Here is a 26302-nt window from a genome sequence, read left to right on the forward strand (position 1 = left end):
TCCAGCAGCAGCCGCTGGTCAGCGCCCAGCCGCGCGTACACCTCGGCCAGGACCTCGGCGAGGCGGTCCTGGCGGGCCGCGATCGAGTCCTGCCCGGGGTAGTTGGTGCCGTCGGCGAACCACAGCTTGAGCGAGTCCGACCCGGTCGCGTCCATGATGTCGACGCATTCGAGCAGGTGGTCGGTGGCCTTGCGCCTGATGCCGGGATCGGGATGGCAGACGCTGCCGAGCATGTAGTCGTCGTCTTGGAACGTGTTGGAGTTGATCGTCCCGATCCGCACGCCCAAATCGGCCGCATGAGCCGCCAGGCGCGCGTAGTCCTCGGTCTTGTCCCACGGGATGTGCAGCGCGACCGAGCCCGCCGCGCCGGTGAACCGATGCACCTGCGCCGCGTCGGCGAGCTTCTCGTACGGGTCGCGCGGCACGCCCTGCTGGGCGAACACCTTGAACCGCGTCCCCGAATTCCCGAACGCCCACGACGGCAACTCGATGCTCTGACTCGCCAACACCCGCTTCGCATACGCGACTGTGTCACTCATTTCGGCTCCTTAGCCTCTGCCGCCGCCAGTTGGTCCTCAAGGTTGAAGACCTCCGTGAGCACGTTGAACGACTCGTCGGCGTGGGCTCCGTCGGTGCCTTCGAAGAAGGGGGCCATCTCGGTCTGCCAGCGGGTGTTGACGTCGCGCTCGGCCATGGCGGCCTTGGCGGCGTCGAAGTCCTCGGTCTCGAGATAGCCGATGACGAGTCCGTCGTCGGACATGAAGATCGAATAGTTGCCCCAGCCGGTGTCGGCCAGGGCACGGAGCATGTCGGGCCATACGGCGGCGTGCCGTTCGCGGTACTCGGCGATCCGGTCGCGGCGCACGCGAAGGGTGAAACACACTCGTTGTGTCACGGGGGTACCTCCTTGAGGTCGTGGTCACGATTATTACATCGGAATGATTGAATCGTTTCACGTGGGGGTCCCGTTAACATAAAACGCGCTGGCCAGCGCTGTCAAGGCCTGTCCGGCGTCAATTCTGTGACGGACCCGCGATATGATTCCTCAAGCCCTCGATCCCGCTTGAGTCGTTTCAACGCCGGCGTCCCGGCACGCCGGCACGGACCGAGGCCGCCGCAGCGCCCCCTCGATACACTCCATGAGGTGACAATGACCACTAGCAGCATGAAAGACGTCGCGCGGGCGGCGGGCGTCTCGGTCGGCACGGTCTCCAACGTGCTCAACCGTCCCGAAGCGGTGGCCGAGGAGACCAAGCGGCGCGTGCAGGCCGCCATCGCCAAGCTCGGGTACGTCCGCAACGACTCGGCCCGCCAGCTGCGGGCCGGTCGCAGCCGCAACGTCGCGATCGTGGTCCTGGACGTCGCCAACCCCTTCTTCACCGACGTGGTGCGCGGGGCCGAGCCGCTGGTCGACTCGGCCGGCGGCGTGGTCACCGTCTGCGACTCCGGCGAGGACGTGCGCCGCGAGCAGCGCCAGCTGGAGATCCTCGAGGAGCAGCGGGTCCTGGGCCTGCTCATCACGCCGGTCGACGACTCCTCGACCGAGCGGCTGGAGCGGCTGACCGACCACGACATACCGGTGGTGCTGGTCGACCGCGGGGCCGGGCTCCACCCGCACTGCTCGGTGGCGGTCGACGACGTCCACGGCGGCCGCCTGGCGGCCCGGCACCTGGTCGAGCGCGGGCACACCTCGATCGCCTACATCGGCGGTCCGCTGTCGATCTCGCAGGTCTCCGACCGCCTGGCCGGGTGCCGGGAGGTCTGCGAGGAGGCCGGGGCGCGCTTGGAGGCGTTCACGTCGGTGAGCCTGAACGTCGCGGGCGGGCGCCAGGCCGTGGAGCAGATGCTGCGGCTGCCCAGCCCGCCCACGGCGGTCTTCTGCGCCAACGACCTGGTGGCGCTGGGGGCGCTGCAGGGGCTGACGATGCACGGGGTCAAGGTGCCCGAGGAGTGCGCGATCGTCGGCTACGACGACATCGACTTCGCCGCCGCGGCGGCCGTGCCGCTCTCCTCGGTCCGCCAGCCGCGGGCGCAGTTGGGACGCACCGCCGCGCAGCTGCTGTTCGAGGAGATCGCCGAGGGCAAGGGCCACACGCACCGCAACGTGGTCTTCCAGCCCGAGCTGGTGGCGCGTGCGTCGACGGACGTCGAGCTGTAGGATGACGCCGGTATTTATCGGTAAAGTACTGTGTTGAAGACACCCTGCTGAAGGTGCCGCCTCCGGGTCGCGACCGGCCCTCGCGGCGCCCTCGCCTGATAACCGCGTCCGTACCAGCACCGTGACCGACACGGTCGTCCCCGAGAGGCAGCCATGGCCGAGCACCACCGAGCACGCATCGAATTCGATCCCCGCTTCACCGTCGCCGAGGTCCCCGACCGGCTGTTCGGCTCCTTCGTCGAACACCTGGGCCGCTGCGTCTACACCGGCATCTACGAACCCGGCCACCCCACCGCGAACGCCGACGGCCTGCGGGGCGACGTCCTCGACCTGGTCGCCGAGCTCGGCCCGACCATGATCCGCTACCCGGGCGGCAACTTCGTCTCCGGCTACCGGTGGGAGGACGGCGTCGGCCCCAAGGAGGACCGGCCCCGCCGCCTCGACCTGGCCTGGCGGGTCACCGAGACCAACCAGTTCGGCCTCGGCGAGTTCATGAAGTTCTGCCGCACCGTCGGCGTCGAGCCGAACATGGCCGTCAACCTCGGCACCAGAGGCGTCCAGGAGGCGCTCGACCTGCTCGAGTACGCCAACCACCCCGGCGGCACCTACTGGTCGGACCTGCGCCGCTCCCACGGCGACGAGGAACCCTACGGCATCAAGCTGTGGTGCCTGGGCAACGAGATGGACGGCCCCTGGCAGATCGGCCAGCGGACCGCCGCCGAGTACGGGCGCGTCGCCGACCAGACCGCCCGCGCCATGCGCATGATCGACTCAGGCCTCGACCTGGTCGCCTGCGGCTCCTCCAGCCGTGCCATGCCCACCTTCGGCGCCTGGGAGGCCGAGGTCCTCGCCAGCTCCTACGAGTCGGTCGACTACATCTCGGCGCACGCCTACTACCACCCCCTCGACGGCGACTTCACGAGCTTCATGGCCAGCGCCCAGGACATGGAGCTGTTCATCGACGGCGTCATCGCCACCGCCGACTCGGTCGGCGCCCGCCTCAAGAGCGACAAGAAGATCAACATCTCGTTCGACGAGTGGAACGTGTGGTACCAGAGCGCCGAGGGCGAACCGCACGAACCGTGGGCCGAGGCCCCGCGCCAGCTCGAGGACCACTACTCGGCGATGGACGCGGTCGTGTTCGGCTCGCTGCTGATCACGCTGCTGCGCCGCAGCGACCGCGTGACGGCCGCGTGCCTGGCGCAGCTGGTCAACGTCATCGGCCCGATCATGACCGAGCCGGGCGGCCCGGCCTGGCGCCAGACGACGTTCTTCCCGTTCGCCGAGGCCAGCAGGCACGGGCGCGGCAAGGTGCTGCGGACCAATGCCGCCTCGCCGTCGTTCGACACCGTGAAGTTCGGCCCGGTCGAGGCGCTGCACTCGGTGGCCGTGGCGAACGAGGACGGCTCGGTGACCGTGTTCGCGGTCAACCGCGACTTGGAGACGCCGATGACGCTCGAGGTCGACGCCGGCACCGCGGCCGGCATCGGCGAGGTGACGTGCTCGACGCTGACCGACGCGGACCCGAACGCGAAGAACACCCTCGACGACCAGACCCGCGTGACCCCGCAGGAGAACAAGACCGTCCAGGTCACCGACGGCAAGGTCACCGTCGAGCTGCCCGCGATGAGCTGGAACACGATCCGCATCCAACCGAAGTAGACACTCCGATGCGAACGGGCCCGGGCGGAAGACGCCCGGGCCCGACTCGTCTACTGCGCGAACTGCCCGACCAGGTCGTAGAGCGCTTCGGCCTTCACGCGATCGCCGCGGACGGCCACCGCGTCGACCGGGAGGCGACGCCACAGCCACATGGCGATCTCCCCCGGCGTCCCCGAGACCACCGCCTGGGCGTCATCGGCGATGCCCTCGGCCAGATCGATGCCCTCAAGGGTGACCCGCACCGTCCAGGACCGCTCCCCGGCGTCGACGGCGACGACGAGTCCGTCGTGGACCTTGAGGTTCTCGGCGACCCACTGGCGGTAGGCCCGGCTGCCCCAGGCGAGCATGATCACGAGCATCTCGTCGACGGCGTCGAGGCCGAACGCCGCATCGACCGAGCCGATCGCCTCCCCCGCGGCCAGCTCGGCGTCGGCGCGGTGCACGAGCGTCTCGCAGGCCATGCGGCGGATCCAGTACCCGACGGTCTGATCGGGCCCGTACCAGGTGAAGGCCAGGCTCTCGGGGCCGCGGTCGTCGAACTCGGTGAGCAGCTCGGCCAAGGCGGCGTCGAACCGCTCGCTGGGACTGCCCTTGCGGGAGAGCACCTCGGCCTCGGTCGGCGCGCGCAGCAGCCGCATGCACTGGATCTTGTCGTCGAAGACCTCGGTGACGTGGTCGAGCAGGTCAGCGGCGGTCCACTCAGGGCAAGTGGGAACCGGAGCGGCCGGACCGGCCTGGGCGACGGCCGCCTTGAGCCGGGCGGACTCGTCGATGAGGTGGTGTTTGAGGGCGGTGAATTCCATGCCCGCGATCCTTCCACACCGGTGCCACACGGAGGCCGTTCAGGCGCACTGCCAGGTGAAGACGGCCCGATCGAAGCGCCGGGCGGCAAGGTCGGGTTCTTGGACGAGCCAGTAGAGCGTGCCCGACTCGCCCCACATCATGCTGGAGGCGTCGTCGGAGTCGATCTGGGCGAGCAGGAGCCACCGGTCGGCCTCGGCGTACTCGGGCCGCTCGGCCGCACCGGGGAGCTCCCCCGCCGCCGCGGCCGCCTCGTACTCCACCGGCCACTGCACCGACAGGGGGAACCCGCCGACCTGGTGGCAGACGCTGACGGACAGCTCCTCGTAGACCGCCTCGGTGAACGCGTCGGCATCGAGCGGGTGGCCGGTGCCGCGGGCGGCCCGGTCGCCGAAGGCGGCGGCGATGCGGGCGCTGTCGGGCTCGGGCGCGGTGGTGACCGCCCCGGCGCGCAGCATCTGCCGCGGATAGGGCTTGATCGGGGCCGGGGCCTGGCGCGCCTCGACCGGCGAGCCCGGCGGGAGGTAGAGGACGCGGGCGCCGCCCTGGGTGCCGGGCGACAGGGCCCCGACGGCGGCGCCCTCGACCTGCCCGTCGAAGTAGAAGAACAGCAGCCGCCCGTCCTCGGGCAGGGGCAGGCCGGGAACGCGGAGCCCGGCGCATTCGAACGCGGCGATGAACGTCAGCGGGCCGTGCCCGTCCCACTCGGGCCAGGCGTGGCCGACGGGCAGCTCGGGATCGCCGCCCAGTTGCGCCGCAACGGGATCGCTCCCGGCGGCCCAGTCGAACTGGACCGCCGGCTGGAGCAGGCTCTTCCACCGCGCGGCCACATCGGGCGGCAGGTGCTGGTCGGCCAGCGCGGAGAGCTCCTGAGTATCCGTCATCTGGGCACCGTAGCGCAACGCGGCGAGGCCGGTGTGCCGCCAGGGACGCTTCCCGGCCTCGCCCGTGTCGCCTTGCCCCGGTTTCGCGTTGCGCGACCGCATTCCCGCGCGATCCCGCGAACCGACGGGCCTCAGTCGGGCGTGCGCCGCAGCCGGAGCACTCCGGCCCAGGTGCGCACCACCGCGACCGCGATCGCGCCCACCACGACCGCCGCCAGCAGCCCGGCCACATCGGGGGCGAGGAGCGCCACCAGGACGGCGCTCGGCGCGGCCGACAGCGGCACCGCGATCGCGGCGTAGGCGACGCCGGTCATGCCGATGAGCCAGGCGGCCATGCCGATCGCGACCCGCCGCCTCGACGCCGGGCGCCAGCCGCCCCTGCGGAGGCGCCGCACCGTCCACACCGTGATCGCCGCGGCGGCCAGGACGGCCGCGGTCAGTGCGCCGAGCAGCAGCGGGTAGGTCGAGTCAGGCGGCGCCGCACCGGGCTCGCCTCCCGCGAGGAGGCGGGCCGCGTCGAACATGGTGCCGACCAAGGGGCCGTCCTGGAAGTAGCCGTAGGCGTTCTGGACCATCACCAGCGCCCGGTCGAGCTCGGGCAGCAGGATCACGCTGGCGCTGTAGCCGGGGGTGGCACCGACGTGCCAGACCGTCGGGGTGTCCAGGCCGTCGTGGCGCGAATTGACGTACCAGCCGAGTCCATAGGAGCTGGTCTCGGAGATCGCCGCCGCACCGGTGTGCATCCGCTCGACCGAGGCCGCCTCCAGCACGGGCGCGCCGCCGCCGAGGTGCGCCATGGCGAAGCGGCCGAGGTCGGTGACCGTGCCGCCGAGATAGCCGTAGCTCGGCCCGGTCGGGTCGAACCGGGCATCGAGGGCGACCGAGCGCCCGAAGGCGTAGGTGTGGCCGTCCGGGAGCGACTCGGCGTCGTCGGCGGTGGCGACGGCGCCGTCCATGCCGAGCGGGTCGAGGACGGCCTCGCGCAGGTATGCGGCGTAGGGCTCGCCGCTGACGGCCTCGACCACGGCGCCGAGGACGAGGTAGTTGGCGCTGGCGTATTCGAACGCCTCTCCCGGTTCGGCGAGGGGCTCGGCGCCCGCGAGGTCGGCGACGGCCTCGCCGTAGGGGTCTTCGCGCTCGCCGAAGCGGTCGGTGATGCCGGTGCCCTCGGGGATGCCGCTGGTCTGCTCCAGCAGGTGGCGGACGGTGATCCGGTCCGAGCGGTCCTCGTCGGCGAGGCGGAAGTCCGGCAGGTAGGCGGTGACCGGCTCGTCGAGGTCGATCGCGCCGTCCTCGACGAGGGTCATGACGGCGGTGGCGGTGACGGGTTTGGCGACCGAGCCCCACAGGAACGGGGTGGCCTCGGTGACCGGTTCGCCGTCGCCGTCCAGTCCGTGCAGCCCGGTGTGCTCGATGCCGTCGGAGGAGACGATCGCCCAGGCGGCTCCGGGCACCTGGGTGTCTTCGAGTCGGCGTTCCACGAACGCGTCGAGCTCGGCGTAGTCGGTCGGGAGTTGCGCGGGCGGCGTGGGGGCGCCGGTGGCCAGGGCCGCTGCCAGTGCGGCGGCGAGGGTGTGGTGCATGGGTGCTCCGGGTGGAGATAATCGTACGGTCATATGGTTTCGCGATAACCATACACGTATATGATTATCGGGTGCCAAGGACCGCAGACCACGACCTCCGCCGCGCCCAGATCGCCGACGCCGCGCACCGCCTCATCGCCCACGCCGGACTCGACGCGGCGACCATGGCCGCCGTCGCACGCGAGGCCGGGTTCTCCGTCGGCCTCGTGCAGCACTACTTCCAGTCCAAAGACGAGCTGCTGCTGTTCGTGTACCGACGGACGACCGAAGGCCAACTCGAACGCATCATGAAACTCGTGGCCGAGGGCGAGGCCGCGCAGCGGACGATCGCAGCGATCATGCTGACCGGACTCCAGGAGCTGTGGCCGCTCGACGACCGGCGCCGCGCCGAATACCGCATCGGCCGCGCCTTCCACGCCCGCTCGCTCGACAGCCCGACCGTCGCCGCGGTCGCAAAGGAGACCGCCGCGATGGTGCGCGCCCAGATCGCCCGGGCGGTGAACAACGGCAAGCACTGCGGCGAAGTCGAACCGGACACCGACGCCGACCGCGCCGCGGTCCGACTCTCCGCGCTGGTCGAAGGCCTGGCCGATCAGCTCTACCGCGAACCCGAGCAGACCGTCAACGCCCACCCGCTCCCCACCGCCGCCGCAGACCTCCTCCAAGAGAGCCTGACGGGCGTCTTCACCGGCGAATGCCACCACCACGACCCCGACTGGACCGACCCGGTCAAAACCGATTGACCCGATTCCCCTACGGGCAGCAGGATCGGCCCATGAGCGCCCTCGACCTCTCCCCCACCGCCCGCACCCGAGCAGAGCTGCTCGGCGAGGCCGGCACACGCTGGCTCGACGAGCTGGAAGGCATCGTCGCCGCACTCGCCGAACGGTGGTCGATCACCCTCGGACCGGCGTTCCCCGGAGCCAACGAAGGCTACGTGGCCCCCGCGACGACCGCCGACGGCCAGGACGCCGTCCTGAAAGTCGCCATGCCGATGCCGTGGCGCACCTGGCACGGCGCCGCGATCGAACGGGCCGAAGGCCGAGGCTACGTACAGCTCCTCGCCGCCGATCCGCCCCGAGACGCGATGCTCATGGAAGCGCTCGGCCCCGCCCTCGACGACCACGGCTGGCCAGTCGAGCGCATGCTCGCGACCTTGTGCGCGACGCTCAAGGAGGCATGGACACTGCCGATTGACACCGCGCCGTACGACGGCCGGCAGAAGGCCCACGCGCTGGCCGAGCTCATCGAACGGCTCTGGCGGGAACTCGACCGGCCCTGCCCCGTAGCCGTCGCCGACCACGCCAGGCGCCTCGCCGACCGCCGAGCCGCGGCGCACCACGAGGACCGCTGCGTGCACGTCCACGGCGACCCGCACGCCGCCAACGCCATGCGGGTCCCCTCCGCCCGGCCCGGAGCCCCATCCGGGTTCGTGTTCATCGACCCCGACGGCTTCGCCGCCGAACCGGCCTACGACCTCGGCGTCGTCCTGCGCGACTGGGACGCCGAACTCTCGGGCGGCGACGCGCCGTCACTGGCGCGCCGCTACTGCGCCCTGCTCGCCGAGCACAGCGGCGCCGACCCCGACGCGATCTGGGAATGGGGGTTCGTGGAGCGGGTCGCGACCGGCCTCTACGTCCTCGAGCACGGCCTCGACTGGGGACACCAGAAGCTCGGCGTCGCCGCCCGGCTCCTGTGAACTCACACCAGCAGGTCCAGCGAGAGCGTCCCGACCGCCAGAGCGAGGAACGCTCCGGCCAGGAATGTCTCCTTCGGCCAGAAGTTCGCCAGGGCGTGAGTGTAGAGCGCGCAGACCCAGAACAGCACCAGGCCGACTGCGGCGGCCGTCCCGATCGATTCCGCGCCCAGCAGCCCGGCGGCGAGGCCGAGGCCTCCGGCGGCCTTGAGCACCCCGATGGGGAAGACCAGCCACGAGCGCGGGACCCGCACGCCGTCCAGCAGCGGATAGATGACCTTCAGCCGCGCCATCGAGCCGATGCCCGAGCCGAGGTTGAAGACGGCGGCGAGTGCCGCGATGACGATGAAGAACGTGGACATCGGGCCTCCCGATCAACGCAGATGCGCGAGCTTGGCGGGGTTGGTCACGGCGTAGACGTCCCGCACCCGGCCGCCCTCGGCGTCCAGGTCGAGCAGGAGGACGCCGAAGACGTCCCCCTCGCGCACCAGCAGCGCCGCCGGGACGCCGTTCACGGTCCGGTAGTCCACTTCGAGGCCCTGGGCACGCCGGAACGTGCGGTCGACCAGCAGGGCCGCGACGCGCTCGGGGCCGCGGACCGGCCGGGGCCCGGCCGCCGGGGCCTTGCCGCCGCCGTCGCACGTCAGCGTCACCTCCGGCGAGAGCAGTCGCAGCAGCGACTCCACGTCGCCGCCGCGGACGGCGGTCATGAACCGCTCGGTGACCTCGCGGTGGACCCGCGGGTCGACCCGGTAGCGCGGGCGCCTGGAATGGACGTGCGAGCGGGCGCGGTGGGCCAGCTGGCGGACCGCGGCCGGCGTCCGCTCAAGTATTTCGGCGATCTCGCCCGTCCCGTAGCCGAAGACCTCGCCGAGCACGAACACGGCGCGCTCGGCGGGCGTCAAGGACTCCAGCACGACCAGCAGCGCCATGGAGACCGACTCGGACCTGAGCGCCCGCTCGGCGCCCTCGGTCTGCGCGTCGGGCGGTGTCGCCAGCGGTTCGGGGAGCCAGGGGCCGATGTAGGTCTCGCGGCGGCGCCTGATCGTGCGCTGCCGCGCGATCGCGGCGTTGACGGCGACGCGCACGAGGTAGGCGCGCGGGTGATCGATCGGCTCGCCTCGCGAGCGGGCCTCCCACGACAGCCAGGACTCCTGGAGCACGTCCTCGGTGTCGGCGACGGTGCCGAGCATGCCGTAGACGATCGCGAACAGCAGCTCGCGGTGCTCGGTGAACACGTCGGTCGCCGACAGGTGCGTTGCATCGGGTGCCACTGGGACCTCCTGGATCGACGGTTTCGATGGTCGCCGAACTGAGAGGGCCTCGGCGGCGCCGATGTGACACCCGATCGATGAATTGTGGCCGGTCTCTCAATTCAGCCGGTGCCGCGAAGGTACGCCAATAACTCTTGTCCGATATATATCAGTGATTTCAGGACGTGGTGTCCCGGTTCGAGGACGCCTCTGAGCACCGGCAGCGCCGTCATCGGCCAGTACAGGTGCGTGCCCTCCCGCGGGCGGATCACGGCGGCCTCGCGGCCCGCGCCGCCGTCGATGATCTCGCTGCGCAGGCCCTGCGCGGTCACGGCCACGCGGCCCTCGCCGGACTCGGTCTCGCTGTGCGATCCGGGGACGCACCAGCCGCCCTCGCCGGTGAACAGGGTCCGCTCGGTCTCGATGACGTGGACGCGGGCGTGCCAGCCGTCCGTCGCCGCCTCCAGCGAGGTCGTCACCGACACGTCCTCCCAGGGCTGCCAGGTGACGGTCAGGACGCCGTTCTCGTCGATGACGCCTTCATCGGAGCTCTCGCGGCCGCGCCAGTGGAGGCCGTCCTCGGAGAGCATGAGCGCCCCGTCGGGCACGGCGCTCTCGAGGCCGGTGCCGGGCGCGTAGTGCGAGAACCCGGCCAGCGTCGAGTAGGCGAACTTCCCGTACGTCTCCTGGCCGCCGCGGAACTTGGGCGATTCGGCCTGGCCGTTGAGCCGGATGACGTTTCCGCCGGTGTCGCGGACGTGGACGGCGCGGGCGGCCTTGTGCGGTTCGACGACCGGTCCGGGCTCGGCCGCGGCCTCGGCCCAGAACGGGTGCGAGGGCTCGGCGAGCAGACCGGTGAAGATCTTCATGGCCCACCACGGCGACCCGGCGGTCAGGTACTGCTCGACCAGCGCGTCGTTCGGGTAGCCGTAGCCGACCGTCAGGCGCCCCTCCGGATCGAGGATCGGCTTGTCCCACCACCATGCGAGGTGGCGGCGGGCGAAGCCGGCGGCCTCGCCCCAGGGGACGGCCTCGACGTTCGCCGCGGCCAGGGCGCCCCACAGCGAGCCTTGAGCGAACCGGTAGCCGAGGCTGCGGCCGTAGGGCACGGCCGATCCGTCGGCGGCGAACCAGGAGCGGAACCTGCGGGCGAAGCGGGAGGCGACCTCGACGTAGCGGTCGTCGCCGCACAGCTTGTAGTGCAGGAGGGCGTAGGTGTGGAAGGCGAAGGGGTTGTAGTAGTCGACGCGGCCGCCGGGGCCGTCCTCGAACGCCGAGTCGCCGAGGAGGAACTCCCCCACCCGTTCCAGGTGCGCCTCGGCGACCGACCGGTCGCGTTCGATCCCGATCCGGTCGAGCCCGTGCCCGGCGAAGACCGGGAAGTAGTGCCAGTTCGTGTCCACTACCGGCGTGGTGTGCGCCTTGGAGAGCCAGGAGGCGACCTTGTCCTTCGCTTTGGGGTCCAAGGGCTCCCAGAGCTTTTCGGGGGCGAGCGCGAGGCCCCAGCCGACGGCGGCGGCCTCGACGCAGCGCTGGTTGGTGGCGTCGATGTCGCCGATGTACCACGCGTCGTCGGGGTCGAGGGCTCTGGCGAGGGTGGCGGCGAGCGCGGCCCAGACGTCGTCGGGGACATCGTCCTTCGCGGGCGCGAGCCCCCACAGCGGCCTGGTGAGCAGCTCGAACCAGTTCTCCTGGTGGGAGTGGTTCGACATCGTCACCGGCATCAGCTCGGGGCCGCGTGCGGACAGGTCGACCGCGGGCCGCCCGATCGCCAGCGCCGCGGCGCTCCAACCGGCGTGGGTCTGCTCCAGCGGTCCGTGAATTCGCATTGGGGAGGTCACGTTGGCAAACGTTACCCGAGGCGGTGGCGAGCCGCTGCTCCCGTGCGGGAGGGGCGGGCGCGAGGCCCGCCCCTCGGTGGTCAGGGCGCAGTGGTCACGGCGCGGGCCGCTCGGCCGGTCGGCCCTTGAACCACCAGCCCAGGACGACGCTTCCGGCGACGATCGTGGTGATGGTCGTGCCCACCGACAGCATGCCGGGTCCGAAGATCCAGCCGAACGCCAGGCCCATGCCGACGAGGTAGCAGGCCCAGATGAGGCCCGCCAGCGCCGCCATGCGGCCGTGCCGGTAGGTCGGGACGGCCGTGGCCGCCCAGGCCAGGGCCGTGCGCCCGGCCGGGAGGAACCTGGCGATCAAGGTGGTCGCCTTCGGATGGCGCAGGAGGGTGGCGCTGAAGCGGGTCTCCAGGGCGGCGACCTTCGCCGATCCGAAGAACGGCCGGCGCCACCTGGACCTGGCCAGCCGCATCACCCGGAAACCGAGGACGTCGCCCAGCCACGAGGCCCCGGCCGCGCACAGGACGAGTCCCGCGATCAAGACGGGACTCCCGAGCAGGAATCCGGCCACCGCGGCGATCGTGGTGGCGCCCGGGAGCATGGGCACGAAGAAATCGGCGATGATCAGTGCGGCCAGCAGCATGGCCGCAAGAGGCACGGCGAACGTCATATTCGACTCGTATGCACTTGTCGAGACGGTGGGGCGGGGGCCGCGTCTTGGCGACGCTTGCGAGCCGTAAATTTGGCTGGCGGCCCCCGCCCCGCGCCGCTACTTGGCCGCGCCGACGAGCTCGCGCTCGCCGGTCTCGGCCCGGGTCTCGGCGAGGTGCCGCTGCAGCTTCTCGCCTTCGACATCGACGTTCGGCAGGATCCGGTCCAGCCACTTCGGGATCCACCAGCCGGCGCGGCCGAGGATCGACATGAGCGACGGGATGATCGCCATGCGCACCACGAACGCGTCGAAGGCGACCGCCGCGGCCAGGCCGAAGCCCATGGCGGCGATGAACACCTCGGTGCTGAGGATGAACGCGGCGAACACGCTGATCATGATGAGTGCGGCGGCGACGACCACGCGCGAGGAGTGCGCATAGCCCTCCTGGATCGCGGCCTTGGGGTCGGCCCCGTGGACGTAGGCCTCGCGCACCCTGGTGAACAGGAAGATCTGGTAGTCCATCGCCAGGCCGAAGACCATGCCGATCATCATGATCGGCATCATCGACATGATCGGCCCGGGCTGCTCGACGCCGAACAGGTCGCCCATCCAGCCCCACTGGAAGACCGCGACCAGCGCGCCGAGGGAGGCGAAGACGCTGAGCGTGAACCCGAGCGTGGCGAGCAGCGGCACCAGTAGCGAACGGAACACCAGCAGCAGGATCAGCGCCGCCAGGCCGACCACGACCAGCAGGTAGGGGATCAGGGCGGCGTTGAGGCCGTCGGAGATGTCGATGTTGATCGCCGTCTGGCCGGTGACCGCCCAGTCGGCGCCCTCGTCGTCCGCCAGGACGTCGCGGATGTCGTGGACGAGCTGGTTGGTCGTCTCGGCGGCGGGGGCGGTCTCGGGGATGACGGTGACCAGGACGGTGTCGCCCGCCTCGTTGGGCACGGCCCGCCCGACCACGGCGATGCCGTCGATCTCGCCGAGCTCGGCGGTGACCTGCTGGGCGGCCGCCATCGGGTCGGTGCCCTCGGCGAGGTCGCCGACGATCATCATCTGGCCGTTGAAGCCGGGGCCGAAGCCGTCGCTGATGAGGTCGTAGGCGCGCCGCGCGGTGTTCTCCTCGGAGAACGACCCGGCGTCGGGCAGGCCCAGCTCCAGGTCGGCCGACGGGATGGCGATCGCGCCGAGGCCGATGACGCCCACCAGGCCGACCATGATCGGGTGGCGGGTGACGAAGCCGCCCCAGCGGCGCCCGCCGGACGGCTTCTCGTCGTGGCGGCCCTCGGCGATGCGGCGCCTCTGGCGGCCGGTGAAGACGCGCTTGCCCGCGAAGCCGGCCAGGGCCGGCAGCAGCGTGACGGCGATGACCACGGCGATGAGCACGGTGACGGCCGCGGCGGCGGCCATCTCGGTCAGGAACGGGATGTTGACCACCGACAGGCCCAGCAGGGCGATGATGACGGTCAGGCCCGCGAAGAACACGGCGGTGCCGGCGGTGCCCACCGCCCGGCCCATGGCCTCGGCGCGCGCCCGCTTGTCCTCGATCCGGCCGTCGGCGGCCAGTTCGCTGCGGTAGCGCGAGAGGATGAACAGGGCGTAGTCGATGCCGACGGCCAGGCCGATCATGGTCGCCAGGGTGCCGGTGTCATCGGAGACGTTCATGAACGAGGTCGCGGCCATGATGCCCGCGGTCGTGAGGGCGACGCCGAGCACGGCGGTGACGATCGGCAGCCCGGCGGCGATGAGCGCGCCGAAGGTGACGACGAGGACCAGCAGGGCGACGGCGATGCCGATGAGCTCGGTGAGGCCGCCGATCGGGATCTCCTGGAGGGCGTCGCCGCCGATCTCCACGGTGATCCCGGCGTCGCGCGCGTCTTCGACGGCGTCCTTGAGATACTCGGTGGTGCCCTCGTCGAGCTGCATCGCCGTCTCGGTGTAGGAGACCTGGACGACGCCGATGGTCTCGTCCTCGGCGAGCATGCCGACCGGGTTGCCCTGCTCGTCGGTGGCGAACGGGCTGGTCACGGAGGCGATCTGCGGCGAGTCCTGCATCGCCGCGACCGCCTCGTCGACGACGGCCCGGTTGGACTCGTCGCTCAGCGGCTCGCCGTTCTCGGACTGGAAGACCAGCTGTGCGGAGGCGCCGTCGGCGTCCATCGCCGGGAAGCGCTCTTCGAGCAGGTCGAAGGCCTCCTGGGATTCGGTGCCGGGCAGCTCCATCGAGGGGTTGGTCTCCTCTTGGAGGGTGGAGGCGGCGGTGGCGACCCCGGCGATGATGAGGACCCACAGGGCGAGGACGAGCCATCGCAGTCTGAGGGATCCTCTGCCGAGGCGGTAGAGGAAGGTGGCCATTGGCGGGTGCTCCGTTCACGGTCGGATATCCGACCCCGCCTGGTGTTCGGGTGTGGCGGCGGGGCCGGATGAGTGGTGTTCTTCGCCGACGTCGTTGGCGGCGGGTTTCCTGGTGTTTCGCCTATGGGGCGTGGTCGTGCGGTCTGGCGAGGCCGGTCTCGAAGTTCGCGAACGCCTCGGCGATCACTTCGTCGAGCGGCCGGTCGGGGTGGGCGAGCCAGTGCTCGTTGGCGACCTTCATGGAGAGCAGGGCCGCGCCGAGGACCAGCCGCGGGTACATGTCGTCCTCGTCGCTGCCGGTGGCCTCGGCGACGATGCCGAGGGCCTCCGTGAAGAACGCGACGAACTGGGTCGCCTGGTAGGAGATCAGGGACGGCGAGCCGTGGATGAGCTGCTCCCTGCACTGCAGCAGTTCGAGGTCGAAGCGCTCGTCGATCCGCATGCTGATGCAGGCGTCGCGCAGGGCGTCCCACACGGGCCGGTCGCGGACGCGCTCGCGCAGGGCGCCGATCATCTGCGCGACGAGCTCGTTGAAGTCGTAGAGGAGCGCGGCTTCCTTGCTCGGGAAGTAGTTGTGGAAGGTGCGGGTGGAGACCCCGGCCGCGGCGGCGATGTCGTCGGCGATGACCGCGTCGATGCCGCCCTTCTCGACCGACAGCCGCAGGGTCGCTTGGCTGAGGGCCGCCTTGGTGGCGGCCTTCTTGCGTTCGCGGAGCCCGGTCTGATCGGCCATGACGGCAACGCTAACCGCCGTTGCCGCCGTTTACAAGATTCACTCAAGGAAATTTTGCAGAAAGTGCAAGTTTTCTAGGTGAGAGGTGTCACGCACGCGGCGCCCGGGCAGTCCCACACCCGTGCCGTCGGCTCCGCACCGCTCGGATCGACGCGGGTGACGACCCCGCCGAACTGGCACGCCACCAGCAGCGACCCGTCCGCGCACAGCACCGCGTCCCGAGGCCACGAGCCCCCGGCCGGAATCGACCGCACCAGCGCAGGGCGGGACGGATCGACGACGGCGACCTGGTCGGTGCCGCGGACGGTGACATAGGCCAGGCCGCGCTCGGCGTCGGCCACCACCGCGCCGGGATAGGGGCGCGGGGCGTCCTCGGGCAGACCGATGTCCGGCATCGCCGCCAGGTCCGCGGTGTCGGTGCCCGGCAGCGGCAGGGCCGGGCCGAGCGCGAACGTCCCCGAGGCGGCGTCGAAGTCGCCGACGACGACGGCGTTGGCCAGCTCACCGGCGATGACCGCCCGGTCGCCGACGAACGCCAGGTGCCGCGGCCCGAAACCGGGCTCGAACGCCGTCGACGCGACCGCCTCGAACCGCCCGGCCGCGCTCAACGCGAAGGCGTGGATGCGGTCCGAGCCGAGGTCCACCACGAGGACGTGGCCCGAGCGGCAGACGACCTGATGCGCGTGCGGACCGGCCTGGCGGTCCGGATCGGGACCCGAGCCGACCAGCTCGTAGATGTCGTCGGGGGCGTCGAGCGCACCGTCGGCGCCGATCGGCAGCGCCGCCACCGAACCGCTCCCGTAGTTCGCCACCAGCAGCCACTTCCCCGAGGGGTGCACGACCGCGTGGCACGGGCTGTCCCCGCCGGTGGCCTGCGCCGTCCCGACCTCCTCGGGGACGAACGTCTCCCCGATCCGCCAGGCCGAGGCGAAGCCCGGCTCGGTCTCGCTCACCGTGTAGACGACGCCGTCCGGGCCCCCGGTCGCCACCCATGACGGGTTCGCGACCGCGGCCGCCTCGGCCAGTCCGTCGGGCCCGGCGACCACCAGACCCGGGCCGCCTTCAGTGGTGTAATCGCCAAGGAGATACCGCATTCGGCCCATCATAGTGTCCCGCGAAGCGGACGCCGGGCCGCTCGGCGACCTACACTCGGCAGAGCGAGGAGGTGCGCATGGGCACGGACGAATGGCGCGAGAAGCTGACCGACGCGGAGTACCGGGTGCTGCGCGAGGGCGGCACCGAGGCGCCTTGGGCGGGCGAGTACGTCGACGAGAAACGCAAGGGCGTCTACCGGTGCCGGGCCTGCGGCGCCGAACTGTTCACCTCGGGCACCAAGTTCGACTCCCACTGCGGCTGGCCCTCCTTCTGGACGCCGATGGCAGGCGACCGCGTCGAACTGCTCACCGACCGCAGCCTCGGCATGGAGCGCACCGAGGTGCGCTGCGCGAACTGCGGCTCCCACCTGGGCCACGTCTTCTACGGCGAGGGCTGGGACAACCCCGACGACGCCCGGTACTGCATCAACTCCATCAGCCTGACGCTGGAGCCGGACGAGCAGGCCTGAGCGGCCCCCTACTAAGCTCGGCCCTGACCCCTTCCCCCGAAGCGAAGAGAGGGCCGAGGTGCAACTCGGGACACTGATCGCGGGCCGGTACCGCCTGGACGACCGCATCGCCGCCGGCGGCATGGGCGAGGTGTGGCGCGGCACCGACACGCGCCTCAACCGCGCCGTCGCCGTCAAGCTCCTCCACTCGGGCCTGTCGGGCAACGACCGGTTCCGCGCCAGGTTCCACCAGGAGGCGCAGGCCGTCGCCGCCCTCCAGTCCCCCGGGATCGTCGCCCTCTACGACTACGGCGAGGAGCACAGCGCCGAAGGGCTCGTCTCCTACCTCATCATGGAGCTCGTCCAGGGCCAGTCCCTGGCGAACCTGATCCACCAGCGCGGGCGCCTCGCGCCGAACGAGGTCCTCAAGATCGTCGCCACCGCCGCCGAGGCCCTCGACGTCGCCCACCGGGCGCACATCGTCCACCGCGACATCAAACCGGCCAACCTGCTGGTGAACGAGGACGGCGCGGTCAAGATCGTCGACTTCGGCATCGCCTCGGCCCGCGGCCAGGCCGGGCTCACCGAGACCGGCACCGTCATGGGGACGCTCTCCTACGCCTCGCCCGAGCAGCTCGCCGGGCACGAGCTGAGCGGCGCCACCGACGTCTACTCGCTCGGCATCGTCGCCTACGAGTGCCTGGCCGGGCGGCCCCCGTTCCCCGGCAACGACCCCGCGGCGGTCATCACCGCGCACATGACCGGCCAGCCCGCGCCGCTGCCGCAGGACGTCCCGCAGCCGGTGGCGCAGATCGTCATGCGCTGCCTCGCGAAGGACCCCCGCCAGCGGTTCGGCTCGGCCGCCGAGCTCGCCCAGGCCTGCCGCACCGGCCGGCCCGGCTCGGGCACGACGGCGATCCTGCCGCCCGCCTCCCCGCCGACCGCGGGGACCCGCGCGATGGCCCAGGGCATGGTCCCGGTCTCGACGCAGCCGCCGACCCAGGCGATGGGCCAGGGCGACTTCTCCTCACCGCCGCGCGGCCGCGACCTGCCGCCGCCGCGCGAATTCGAGGAGGCCAAGCGCAGCAAGGCCGTCCCGGTCACGATCACGATCCTCGGCGTGGTCGTGCTGGTCGTCGCACTGGTGATGTGGCAGATGCTCCAGCCCGAGGATGACAAGCGGGCCGAGGGCGACACGGGCACCGAGACGCCTTCGGCGGCGGTGGAGACCTCTGCCGCCGAGGACGAGACCACCGCGGCAGAGGAAGAGAACACCGACGACAGCGGCGGGGAGGAAGGGGACGGCGACTCCTCCGAGGGGAACAGCGAGGACGACTCGTCGAACGAGGAGGACACCTCCGACGACGAGACGACCCCGGCCGCCGACGACGACGCGGGCCCCGAGACCGCCGTGCTCGAGAGCTACTCGGGCTGGAGCATCCACGACGCCCTGGCCGACCTCGAATCGGACGGGTTCACCAATTTCACGTCCAAGCCCGCCGAGGACGTCGGCAATGGGGTGACCTGCCAGGTCACACAGCAGACCCCCGAGGGCGATCAGGAGGTCGCCCTCGACGAGCCGATCGAGCTCGTCTACATCGCCGACGAGGAGAACTGCGGACTGTGACAGCGCCGCCTCAACCGGAGGCGCCGGTCACGGGATTACCCGCGTCGTCGAGGACGTACCAGGAGTCGTTGTCTCCCTGTCCCCCGACGTCTCCGGGCGCGATGTCCTCCGCCCAGTAGTACAGCGGATGCCCGTTGAAGGTGAGCTGCGCCGAGCCGTCGTCGCGCTCGATCGTCCCGAGCAGCGCGGGGTCGAGATCGTCGTCCACCTCGACGTCGTCCCCTTCGGCGAGGACCGGCGGCCACCCCTCCGCGCACTCGCCGTAGCAGGCTGACGCGCCATCTGAGTCCTCGGTGGACATGTAGAGCGTCCGATCGTCGTCGTCGGCGATCACCTTCCCCAGCTCGGTGTGGAAAAGGCCGATCTCATCGGCGGTGCCGTGCGGGTCGTCGGCGTCACCGGTCGCCGTCGGGGACGCGCCCTCGGTGGCGGTCGAGGGCTCGCCGTAACCGGAGGAGGCGGAGTCGTCGCCGTAGGAATCGCTGTCCCCGCAGCCCGCGAGCGCCGCAGCGGCGGCGAGGGCGGCGGACGCGGCCGCGAGCCCGCCCTTGGTGGTCTGCTCTCCCATGGTTTCGACGCTATAGCCGCCCCTCGGCACCTGTCTTGCGAACGCACCCGACGCCTGAGCGAGAATGGGCGCCATGCCCGTCCTTCCCGAGCTGCCGATCCGAGCCGCCCTCCCCGAGCTGCTGCGCGCCGTCGAGACCACCGGGACGGCGGTACTCGCCGCTCCCCCGGGCACCGGCAAGACCACGCTGGCGCCCCTGGCCTTGGCCGGGTTGCTCGACGACGCGGCGCCGCCGCGGCGCGTGCTCGTGGCCGAGCCTCGGCGCCTCGCCACGCGGGCGGCCGCGAACCGCATGGCCTCCATCCTCGGCGAGCGAGTCGGCGAACGCGTGGGCTACCGGATCAGGGGCGAATCGCGCCGGTCGGCGGTCACGCGCGTCGAGGTGGTGACCACCGGGGTCCTGCTGAACCGGCTGCTGGCCGACCCCGAGCTGCCCGGCGTCGACGCGGTGATGCTCGACGAATGCCACGAGCGGCACCTGGAGACCGACACCGCCTGCGCGTTCCTCATCGAGGCCAGGCAGGTCCTGCGGCCCGAGCTGGCACTGGTGGCCGCCTCGGCGACCGTCGACGTGGCATTGTGGCGGAAGTTGTTCGGCGGCGCTCCGGTCGTGGAGTCCGAGCCGATGCGCCATCCCGTCGCGATGCACTGGGCGCCGCCCCGGGAGCGAGTCAAGCCACCGGACGGGCTGCGGGTCGACCCGCGGTTCCTCTCGCATGTCGCGCACATCGTCGAGCGGGCGCTCGCCGACCGCGACGGGGACCTGCTGTGCTTCCTTCCCGGTGCCGGTGAGATCCGGCGGGTCGCAACCCAGCTCGATTACCTCGATGTCGATATATATCAATTGCACGGATCGGTGTCGTCGGCCGCGCAGGACGCCGCGCTCCGCCCCGGCGACCGGCGGCGGGTGGTGCTGTCCACCGACATCGCCGAATCGAGCCTGACCGTGCCGGGGATCCGGATCGTCGTCGACGCCGGGCTCGCCAGGCGCCCGGTCATCGACCACGCCCGCGGGCTGCCGGGCCTGACCACGGTGGCCGCCTCGCGCGCCTCGTGCGACCAGCGGGCCGGACGGGCGGGCCGGGAGGCGCCCGGCGCGGTGTGGCGGTGCTGGAGCGAGGCCGAGCACGGCAGGCGCCCGGCGCAGCCGACGCCCGACGTCGACTCCTCGGACCTCACCGCCTTCGCGCTGCAGGCCGCGTGCTGGGGCACGCCGGTAGCGGAGTTGGCGCTCCCCGGGCGACCCGCGGCCGGAGCGCTCAAGGCGGCGCGGACCGCGCTGCGGTCGCTCGGGGCGATCGACGAGGACGGCTCGGCGACCGACCGCGGCCGGATGCTGGCGAAGGCCGGGCTGCACCCGCGCCTGGCCAGGGCGCTCATCGACGGCGCGGCACGCGTCGGCACCGCCAAGGCCGCTGAGGTGGTGGCCCTCCTCGGACTCGACGGGCGCGGAAGGGGCAATGACCTGCTGGCCGAGTGGCGGCGGCTGCGTTCGAGCCGGGACCGGCAGTGGCTAAGCGAGGTGCGGCGGTTGTCCGCGAACGCGCCGGAGGTGGACCGGCAGGTGAGCGACGATGAGGCCGCCGCGACGGTGGTGGCACTAGCGTTTCCCGAGCGGGTGGCGAAGCGCAACGGTTTTCAATGGTTGACAGTCGCGGGGACCGGCGCGGTGGCCGCCGAGGGTTCGTCGCTGTCGGGCAGCCAGTGGCTCGCGATCGCCGACGCCGACCGGTCCCCGGGGCGCGCCGCGGCGACCATCCGCTCGGCCGTGCCGATCGACGGGGAGCTGGCCATCGAGCTGGTCGGCGCCACAGAGACCGACGAGGTGATCGACTGGGGGTCCGGTGGCCCGTCGGCGAGCCGAACCGTGCGGCTGGGCGCGATCGTCCTCTCGTCACGGCCGATCGCCGATCCCGACCCCGAACTCATGCGCCGCGCATTCATCGACGGTATGCACCGCACGGGAACCTTGCTCCTGCGTTGGACCGAGGCGGCGAAGCGGCTTCGCACGAGGATGGCCTGGTGCCACGAGATGATCGGAGCTCCGTGGCCCGATGTCGGCGACGAGGCGCTGAACCGTGATCTGACGTGGCTGGAGCCGCGGCTGTCGTGGGCCAATGACATCGAGGAACTCAGGCGCATCGACGTGGTCGACGCCCTGCGAAGCCTGCTGCCGTGGCGGGAGAACATCGACCAGGTGGCGCCCGATGCCGTCGAGGTGCCCAGCGGCCGGAAGGTCCGGCTCGATTACGGGCCCGACTCCGTAGTGCTCGAGGTCAAACTCCAGGAGATGTTCGGGTCCTCCGCCGTCCCCCAGGTGGCCGGGGTGCCGGTGGTCGTGCATCTGCTGAGCCCGGCCGGGCGCCCGCTGGCCGTCACCGCCGACCTGGCCTCGTTCTGGGCCGGCCCGTATCAGCAGGTGCGCAAGGAGATGCGGGGACGCTACCCCAAGCACGACTGGCCCGAAGATCCGCTTGCGGCGGAGCCGAGCCGGATGCCGAAGAAGCGCCGGAAGGTCTAGAGCGGCAGGTCTTCCACCGGCAGGAGCATCCACGTCCCCCACGCCGCGGCGGCGATCGTGAGCAGCGAGAAGCAGAAGATCCACGCCCCGGCCGGGAGCGGCGTGATCCCGGCGAGCTGGTCGGCGTCCGAGGCGCCGCCGGTGCCCCTCCCCCGGCGGCGTCGGCGCGCGCCCAGCTCCAGGACCGGTTTGACCGAGCCGAGCAGCAGCAGCCATGCGCCCAGGTAGGCGGCGACGGTCTGGACGATCGCGCTGCCGTACCAGGTGGCGGCGAAGACGCCCGCGCCGACGACGAGCAGCGCCAGGGCCCCGTACCAGTTGCGGATGAACGCGAGCATGATCGCCAGGAGCACCAGGGTGATCCACAGGAGCGCGACGATGTACCCCTCGCCGGTCAGGGCCGCGGCGGCGAGGCCGAGCGCGGCGGGCGCGAGGTATCCGGCCAGCAGCGTCATGGCGGCGCCGAAGCCGGTGGGCCTGCCGCGGGAGAAGGTGAGCCCCGAGGTGTCGGCGTGGAGGCGGATGCCGGTGAGGCGGCGGCGCATGAGCACGGCCATGAGCGCGTGGCCGCCTTCGTGGGCGATGGTGACCAGGCCGCGGCTCCAGCGCCAGAGCGGCGTGTAGAGGATCATCGCGGCCGCCACCGCGAGGCAGGCGAGCATGATGCCGACGGGCGGGGCTTCCTGCGTCTGGGTCAGGCTGTCGATGAAGGTCTCGATGGGTTCCACGTGGCCTCGGCTCTCGGGGGTGGGGCGCGCGGTGAAGGATACCGAACGCCCGCCCGTATGGTAGAGGGAGCAGGTACTTCCTCGACACGGAAGGACAGCCCCGATGGGCACCGACGACCGCCCCGATCCACATCTGAATTTCCTCGAGCTGACCGACCAGATCGTCGAAGACCTGGCCCTGCACAATCTGCAGGCGCGCGAGAAGCTCCGCGAGGGGATCGCTTGGCTGGAGGCGCGCCGGATGGACGCCACCTCGGCCGAGAACGCGGACATCGAGCTCCTGCTGGCCCAGTGCCATGACGCGCTGCACCGCATGGAGTCGCTGCGCGACACGTACCAGGACGTGCGGGCGATCAACGCCGCCGCCCACGCCGAGCACGTGGCCCTGCTGGAGAAGCGGATGCTGGGCGGGACCGAGTCGCCCGAGGAGCGGCGGGAGCGCCAGAAGCGGCTGGACCGCCTCAGCACCGAGCGGCGCGACCGCATCGACGAGCTGCGCCGGCACACGCAGGACCGCAGCGAGCCCAGCCCCGAGGCCGACGACACCGGGTTGTGAGCCGGATTGATTTTCTGCGTCCCCATACGTAAGGGACGCAAGGATGATCGCGCTTTCCTGTCGTGATTGGAAGATAACGGTTCGGTCACGACGCATTGACATGCATTGATTCCTTCTGTAGAAACATTGATTGAGCCCAATGAGAGAGCGCTCTCTCAAAGAACGCTTGAACATTGATTTTCTTCAGAGAGCGGTTTCTCACCTACCCGGCAAAGGAGTCGTCATGACTGACGTGCAGACCTCCGATCCCCACATCCCCAGACGGCGACGGCTCAGGCGCCTCGCCGTCGCCGCCGCCGCGGCGCTCGCCGTGGTCACCACCGCGGGCGTCACCGTCGCCACCGCCAACGCATCGCCCGAAGACCAGAACGCGACCGCGGCCCAGGCATGGGACCTGGTGTGGTCCGACGAGTTCAACGGCGGCGCAGGCCAGCTGCCGTCCTCGGCCAACTGGCAGATCGACATCGGACACGGTTACTCCGGCGGCCCCTCCAACTGGGGCACCGGCGAGATCGGCTACCACACCGACGACCCCGACAACCTCTCCATGGACGGCAACGGCCACCTCGAGATCACCGCGCTGCGCGACGGCTCGGGCAACTGGACCTCGGCTCGCATCGAGACCCAGCGCTCCGACTTCAAACCGCCCTCGGGCGGCACGCTCCGCATCGAGGGCAGCCTCCAGCTGCCGCAGGTCTCCGGCGACGCCGCGCTCGGCTACTGGCCGGCCTTCTGGGCCCTCGGCTCGCCGTACCGCGGCAACTACTGGAACTGGCCCGCCATCGGCGAGTTCGACATCATGGAGAACGTCAACGGCCAGAGCACCGTCCACGGCGTCCTCCACTGCGGCGTCAACCCCGGCGGCCCGTGCAACGAGACCCTCGGCCTCGGCGCCACCACGCAGTGCGGCGGCAGCTGCCACAACGGCTTCCACACCTACGCGTTCGAATGGGACGACGCGGCACACCAGCTGCGCTGGTACGCCGACGGGCAGCTGTTCCACTCCGTCAGCGAGTCGACCGTCGGCTCCGGCACGTGGTCGGACATGACCTCGCACGCGGGGTACTTCATCCTGCTCAACCTCGCGATGGGCGGGGCCTTCCCCAACGGCGTCTCCGGCCAGTCCACGCCGACCTCCGCGACGCAGCCGGGCCACTCGATGCTCGTCGACTACGTCCGCGTCTACACCAGCGGCGGCAGCGGCGACGGCGGTGGCGACGACGACCCGACCGATCCGCCCGACAACGGCGGCGACGGCTTCGACGCCTACAGCGCCATCCAGGCCGAGGCGTACGCCGATCAGAGCGGCGTCAGCACGGAGACGACCTCGGACGGCGGCGGCGGCCAGAACGTCGGCTACGTCGCCAATGGCGACTGGCTCCGCTTCAACGACGTCGACTTCGGTTCGCAGTCACCGCTCGACTTCGTGGCCCGAGTGGCCTCGGGCGCGGGAGGGGGCATCAGCGGCCTGGTCGAGGTGCGCATCGACAGCAGATCGGCCTCGCCGATCGGCAGCTTCGCGATCGCGAACACCGGCGGCTGGCAGAACTGGACCACCGTCCCCGCCAACGTCTCATCGGTCACCGGCGTCCACGACGTCTACCTGACCTTCACCAGCGGACAGCCGAACGACTTCGTCAACATCAACTGGTTCCACTTCCGCCATTAGGCGGCAGCGCCCCTCCTCCCCCGGCTCCCGCGCTTCGCGCCTCCGGTTCGGCGCGGGAGCCGGATCCCTCACCCACCGATCAAGAAAGAGCCCCGCATGAGAAGCAAGCCATTCCGAGCCGCCCTCGCGGCGGGCACCGCGGCGGTCCTGGCCCTCACCGGCGCCGCCTGCTCCTCGGACGCCGACGACGGCACCGTCACCCTCACCGTCGGGCTGTTCGGCGACTTCGGCTTCGGCCCGCTGTACGAGGAGTACATGGAGGCCCACCCCGACATCAAGATCGAGGAGCGCATCAGCGAGTTCGCCGACCACCACACCAACCTCACCACCCACCTCGCCACCGGGTCCGGGGCGGCCGACATCGAGGCGGTCGAGGTCGGGTACATCAGCCAGTACACCGCCTCCCCCGACCGGTTCCACAACCTCCTCGACCTCGGCGCCGACGAGCTCGAAGGCCAGTGGCTCGACTGGAAGTGGCAGCAGGCGCTCTCGTCCGACGGCGAGGCCCTCATCGGGCTCGGCACCGACGTCGGCGGCATGGCCATGTGCTACCGGCGGGACCTGTTCGAGGCCGCCGGGCTGCCGGTCGAGCGCGACGAGGTCTCGGCGCTGTGGGCCGACTCGTGGGCCGACTACGTGGCGGTGGGCCACCAGTACATGGACGCCACCGACGGCTCGTACTTCTTCGAGTCCTCGGGCAACATGTTCCGCGCGCAGGTCGAGCAGGCCGAGCAGGGCGTGTACGACCGCGAGAACAACATCGTCGTCGAGTCCAACCCGGCCGTCGGCGACGCCTGGGACTTGACCGTGGAAGCCATCGAGGCGGGCATGTCCAACCGGCTGGAGGCGTGGACGCCCGAGTGGAACGCCGGTTTCAGCGAGGGCACCTTCGCGACCATCATCTGCCCGGCGTGGATGACCAGCTACATCGAGACGAACGCGCCCGACGCTGCCGGGCTGTGGGACGTCGCGGCCGTGCCGGGCGGGGCCGGGAACATGGGCGGCTCGCACCTGGTGCTGCCCGCCCAAGGGGAGCACCCCGAGGAGGCCTACGAGCTCATCGAGTGGCTCACCGCGCCCGAGCAGCAGCTCAAGGTCTTCGAGCAGACCGGGAACTTCCCGTCCACGCCCGAGCTGTACGACGACCCGGCCCTGACGGGACTGACCAAGCCGTACTTCAACGACGCGCCCGTCGGCGGGATCTTCACCGCCGCGGCCGAGGCGGTCGAGCCGCAGTACCAGGGGCCGCTGCAGGGCGACGTGCTCGCCACGCTCGGCCAGGGCCTGGGCCGCATCGAGGACGGCAGCCAGTCCCCCGACGAGGCCTGGTCGCAGGTGCTGAGCGACCTCGAGTCGTTCTAGCCCGCCCACCCGCCGGCCCGCCACCCGGACCCGGGTGAACACCGTCCTTTTGCCGCTGCTCCCAACCGGGGCGGCCCCGCCTTCGCGGTCCGGGGCCGCCCCACCCTCCGCTC

At 71.2% G+C, this 26302-nt stretch carries 23 protein-coding genes and 1 pseudogene; 10 read left to right on the top strand and 14 right to left on the bottom strand.

The window, feature by feature from the left end:
• Window positions 1–539: pseudogene (locus tag H613_RS0109270) on the bottom strand (L-rhamnose isomerase); the annotation flags it as partial.
• On the bottom strand, window positions 536–895 hold the full coding sequence (locus H613_RS25530) for an L-rhamnose mutarotase (protein ID WP_051393151.1): 360 nt from the start codon (window positions 893–895) through the stop codon (window positions 536–538). The pseudogene H613_RS0109270 and the gene H613_RS25530, both read right to left, overlap by 4 nt.
• A gap of 255 nt (window positions 896–1150) precedes the next feature.
• On the opposite strand from H613_RS25530, the gene H613_RS0109280 reads away from it, so the two are divergent.
• Together H613_RS0109280 and arfA are read left to right on the top strand one after the other, a co-directional pair.
• Window positions 1151–2158, top strand: a complete 1008-nt coding sequence (locus tag H613_RS0109280) for a LacI family DNA-binding transcriptional regulator (protein WP_026923578.1) — start codon at window positions 1151–1153, stop codon at window positions 2156–2158.
• A gap of 153 nt (window positions 2159–2311) precedes the next feature.
• On the top strand, window positions 2312–3820 hold the full coding sequence (arfA, locus tag H613_RS0109285; protein ID WP_026923579.1) for an arabinosylfuranosidase ArfA: 1509 nt from the start codon (window positions 2312–2314) through the stop codon (window positions 3818–3820).
• 50 nt (window positions 3821–3870) lie between these two features.
• On the opposite strand, the gene H613_RS29115 is transcribed toward arfA, so the two are convergent.
• The 3 genes from H613_RS29115 to H613_RS0109300 all read right to left on the bottom strand — a co-directional run bounded on the left by H613_RS29115 (window position 3871) and on the right by H613_RS0109300 (window position 7088).
• Complete coding sequence (locus tag H613_RS29115; RefSeq protein ID WP_051393152.1) at window positions 3871–4623, bottom strand: maleylpyruvate isomerase family mycothiol-dependent enzyme; 753 nt, start codon at window positions 4621–4623, stop codon at window positions 3871–3873.
• Between the two features lie 39 nt (window positions 4624–4662).
• Window positions 4663–5505 carry a YwqG family protein gene (locus H613_RS0109295; RefSeq protein ID WP_026923580.1) on the bottom strand — a complete coding sequence of 281 codons (843 nt, stop codon included), beginning with the start codon at window positions 5503–5505 and terminating at the stop codon, window positions 4663–4665.
• A 131-nt stretch (window positions 5506–5636) separates the two neighbouring features.
• On the bottom strand, window positions 5637–7088 hold the full coding sequence (locus tag H613_RS0109300) for a serine hydrolase domain-containing protein (protein ID WP_026923581.1): 1452 nt from the start codon (window positions 7086–7088) through the stop codon (window positions 5637–5639).
• 71 nt (window positions 7089–7159) lie between these two features.
• On the opposite strand from H613_RS0109300, the gene H613_RS25540 reads away from it, so the two are divergent.
• Window positions 7160–7831 (top strand): TetR/AcrR family transcriptional regulator, encoded by a 672-nt coding sequence (locus H613_RS25540; protein WP_051393154.1) that lies wholly within the window; start codon window positions 7160–7162, stop codon window positions 7829–7831.
• A 32-nt stretch (window positions 7832–7863) separates the two neighbouring features.
• Window positions 7864–8787, top strand: coding sequence for an aminoglycoside phosphotransferase family protein (locus tag H613_RS25545; RefSeq protein ID WP_051393155.1), 924 nt, complete (start codon window positions 7864–7866; stop codon window positions 8785–8787).
• Window positions 8788–8789: 2 nt separating this feature from the next.
• Here H613_RS25545 and H613_RS0109315 read toward each other — a convergent pair whose 3' ends face one another.
• The 7 genes from H613_RS0109315 to H613_RS25565 form a co-directional block, all read right to left on the bottom strand.
• Complete coding sequence (locus H613_RS0109315; RefSeq protein ID WP_026923582.1) at window positions 8790–9146, bottom strand: DoxX family protein; 357 nt, start codon at window positions 9144–9146, stop codon at window positions 8790–8792.
• A 12-nt stretch (window positions 9147–9158) separates the two neighbouring features.
• Window positions 9159–10058 (bottom strand): RNA polymerase sigma factor SigJ, encoded by a 900-nt coding sequence (gene sigJ, locus H613_RS0109320; RefSeq protein WP_211234759.1) that lies wholly within the window; start codon window positions 10056–10058, stop codon window positions 9159–9161.
• A gap of 101 nt (window positions 10059–10159) precedes the next feature.
• Entirely contained in the window at window positions 10160–11866 is a 1707-nt protein-coding gene (locus tag H613_RS25550; protein ID WP_051393156.1) for a DUF2264 domain-containing protein, read from the bottom strand.
• A 106-nt stretch (window positions 11867–11972) separates the two neighbouring features.
• Window positions 11973–12542: a DedA family protein gene (locus H613_RS29120; protein WP_051393157.1), complete on the bottom strand. Its 570-nt coding sequence runs from the start codon at window positions 12540–12542 to the stop codon at window positions 11973–11975.
• Between the two features lie 99 nt (window positions 12543–12641).
• Window positions 12642–14882, bottom strand: coding sequence for an MMPL family transporter (locus H613_RS0109335; protein WP_026923584.1), 2241 nt, complete (start codon window positions 14880–14882; stop codon window positions 12642–12644).
• A gap of 121 nt (window positions 14883–15003) precedes the next feature.
• Window positions 15004–15615: an acyl-CoA-like ligand-binding transcription factor gene (locus H613_RS25560; protein WP_051393158.1), complete on the bottom strand. Its 612-nt coding sequence runs from the start codon at window positions 15613–15615 to the stop codon at window positions 15004–15006.
• A gap of 74 nt (window positions 15616–15689) precedes the next feature.
• Window positions 15690–16709, bottom strand: a complete 1020-nt coding sequence (locus H613_RS25565) for a lactonase family protein (protein ID WP_169731977.1) — start codon at window positions 16707–16709, stop codon at window positions 15690–15692.
• Between the two features lie 77 nt (window positions 16710–16786).
• Between H613_RS25565 and msrB the strand changes: the two genes are divergently transcribed.
• Window positions 16787–17179 (top strand): peptide-methionine (R)-S-oxide reductase MsrB, encoded by a 393-nt coding sequence (gene msrB / locus H613_RS0109350; RefSeq protein ID WP_035737294.1) that lies wholly within the window; start codon window positions 16787–16789, stop codon window positions 17177–17179.
• A gap of 58 nt (window positions 17180–17237) precedes the next feature.
• Window positions 17238–18785, top strand: coding sequence for a serine/threonine-protein kinase (locus H613_RS29125; protein WP_051393160.1), 1548 nt, complete (start codon window positions 17238–17240; stop codon window positions 18783–18785).
• 10 nt (window positions 18786–18795) lie between these two features.
• Here H613_RS29125 and H613_RS30795 read toward each other — a convergent pair whose 3' ends face one another.
• Window positions 18796–19353 carry a COG4315 family predicted lipoprotein gene (locus H613_RS30795; RefSeq protein ID WP_035737297.1) on the bottom strand — a complete coding sequence of 186 codons (558 nt, stop codon included), beginning with the start codon at window positions 19351–19353 and terminating at the stop codon, window positions 18796–18798.
• 73 nt (window positions 19354–19426) lie between these two features.
• On the opposite strand from H613_RS30795, the gene hrpB reads away from it, so the two are divergent.
• Window positions 19427–21874, top strand: coding sequence for an ATP-dependent helicase HrpB (gene hrpB / locus H613_RS0109365; RefSeq protein WP_245598514.1), 2448 nt, complete (start codon window positions 19427–19429; stop codon window positions 21872–21874).
• Here hrpB and H613_RS0109370 read toward each other — a convergent pair.
• On the bottom strand, window positions 21871–22602 hold the full coding sequence (locus H613_RS0109370; protein WP_026923587.1) for a M50 family metallopeptidase: 732 nt from the start codon (window positions 22600–22602) through the stop codon (window positions 21871–21873). The genes hrpB and H613_RS0109370 overlap by 4 nt on opposite strands.
• A gap of 103 nt (window positions 22603–22705) precedes the next feature.
• Between H613_RS0109370 and H613_RS30800 the strand changes: the two genes are divergently transcribed.
• The 3 genes from H613_RS30800 (at window position 22706) to H613_RS0109385 (ending at window position 26189) form a co-directional block, all read left to right on the top strand.
• Window positions 22706–23158 (top strand): hypothetical protein, encoded by a 453-nt coding sequence (locus H613_RS30800; protein ID WP_026923588.1) that lies wholly within the window; start codon window positions 22706–22708, stop codon window positions 23156–23158.
• Window positions 23159–23381: 223 nt separating this feature from the next.
• Window positions 23382–24827: a glycoside hydrolase family 16 protein gene (locus H613_RS0109380; protein ID WP_156925939.1), complete on the top strand. Its 1446-nt coding sequence runs from the start codon at window positions 23382–23384 to the stop codon at window positions 24825–24827.
• A gap of 96 nt (window positions 24828–24923) precedes the next feature.
• A complete protein-coding gene (locus H613_RS0109385) occupies window positions 24924–26189 on the top strand; it encodes an ABC transporter substrate-binding protein (RefSeq protein WP_026923590.1) in 1266 nt (421 codons plus the stop codon).
• The last annotated feature ends 113 nt before the right edge of the window (window positions 26190–26302 follow it).

Origin of the sequence: Glycomyces arizonensis DSM 44726, assembly GCF_000482705.1 — a bacterium.
GTDB lineage: Bacteria > Actinomycetota > Actinomycetes > Mycobacteriales > Micromonosporaceae > Glycomyces > Glycomyces arizonensis.